The sequence below is a fragment of the Leisingera sp. F5 genome, from assembly GCF_001593695.1.
On sequence record NZ_LUKH01000776.1, the window covers coordinates 1 to 1,688 of the forward strand.

General features: G+C 62.5%; 2 protein-coding genes. Both read left to right on the top strand.

Going from position 1 to position 1,688, the window contains the following annotated elements:
- The first annotated feature begins 66 nt into the window (after positions 1-66).
- Entirely contained in the window at positions 67-732 is a 666-nt protein-coding gene (locus A2I95_RS35840) for a TRAP transporter small permease subunit (RefSeq protein ID WP_027259214.1), read from the top strand.
- A 5-nt stretch (positions 733-737) separates the two neighbouring features.
- Positions 738-1,688, top strand: a 951-nt coding sequence (locus A2I95_RS35845; RefSeq protein WP_291737298.1) for a TRAP transporter large permease subunit, incomplete at its 3' end; no start/stop codon positions are given.

Here is a 1,688-nt window from a genome sequence, read left to right on the forward strand (position 1 = left end):
AAAGGGGCCGGGCTGCTCAGGTCCGGCCCCTTTTGTCTTTGATTGTACATAGAGACGGGGGCGGGCATGGCAGGCAGCGCAGCAGTGCTGGAGGACGGCAGCCTGATCAGCAGGCTGGACCAGCGGTTATTGAAAGCGGAGCGCTTGCTGGCGCTTTTGAGCGGTATCGCAGTGTTTTCACTGATGATCCTGGCAGTGGTCTCGGTCGGCGGGCGGAATGCAATGAATGCGCCCTTGCCCGGCTATGTGGATTGGATCGAACAGATCATGCCGCTGATTGCCTTTATGGGTATTGCCTATGTGCAGCGCGACGGCGGCCACATCCGGATGGACATCGTTATCGCCGCGTTGCGGGGGCGGGCCATGTGGCTGTTTGAGCTGATCTCGGTCCTGCTGATCCTGCTGCTGATTATGGCTCTGGTCTGGGGCAGCTGGTCGCATTTCCTGCGCTCCTTTGATTTTGCTGCCCCCTGGTGGAGCCGTGACAGCTCCATCGATATCGGCATTCCGATCTGGCCAGCCAAGCTGCTGGCGCCGGTGGCCTTTGCGGTTCTGGGCCTGCGGCTGCTGCTGCAGATCTGGGGCTACGGCCGCGCCTTGGTGCTGGGGCTGGAGACACCCGTCGCCGTGCCGCTGGTCCTGACCGCGGCAGAGCAGGCGGCGGCAGAGGCTGAGCAACTGGAAGGCCATGACAGCAGTACCAGTGATAAGTCTGCTGGCGGGCAGGGGTAGGGCATATGGAACCCATTGATATCGGCCTGTGGGTCACGGGCGGCCTGCTGGCGATGGTGGTCTTGGGGATGCGGGTGGCCTTTGCCGCCGGCCTCGCGGGCCTCATCGGCCTCATTTGGATCTTCTGGGCCAAGTTCGGCTACGATCCGGCGCGCTTTGGCAAGGCGCTGACCGTTTCGGTCAAGATCGCAGGCCAGGTGCCACACTCCAAGGTCTCCAGCCAGGCGCTGAGCCTGATCCCGACCTTCATCCTGATCGGTTATCTCGCCTATTACGCAGGGCTGACGCGGGCGCTGTTCGAGGCGGCCAAACGCTGGATTGCCTGGCTGCCCGGGGGGCTCGCGGTCTCCACTGTCTTTGCCACCGCGGGCTTTGCCGCTGTGTCCGGCGCCAGCGTGGCAACCTCCGCCGTCTTTGCCCGCATCGCCATCCCGGAAATGCTGCTGATCGGCTACAACAAGCAGTTCGCCGCCGGTGTGGTGGCGGCCGGCGGCACGCTGGCGTCCTTGATCCCGCCCTCGGCGATCCTGGTGATCTATGCCATCATCGTCGAGCAGGACGTGGGCAAGCTGTTGCTGGCAGGCTTCATCCCCGGCGCCTTTTCTGCCGTGGTTTATGGCCTGCTGATTGTCGGCATCGCTGTGATCTTCAAATCCGTGGGCCCGCCTGTCAAAGGCTTCACATGGGGCCAGCGCTTTGCAGCGCTTCCCGGTGCCTTGCCGATCATCTTTGTGGTCGTGATCATCATCTGCTTCGTTTACAACCCCTTTGGCGGCGACGCCTGGGGCACGCCGACCGAAGGCGGCGCGCTGGGGGCCTTTGTGGTGTTCTGCATGGCGGTCCTGAAGGGGATGAAATGGGCTGAGCTTAAATCAGCACTTCTGGAAACGGCCAAGCTGACAGTGATGATCTTCACCATCATCTGGGGCGTGCTGATCTATGTGCGTTTTCTAGGG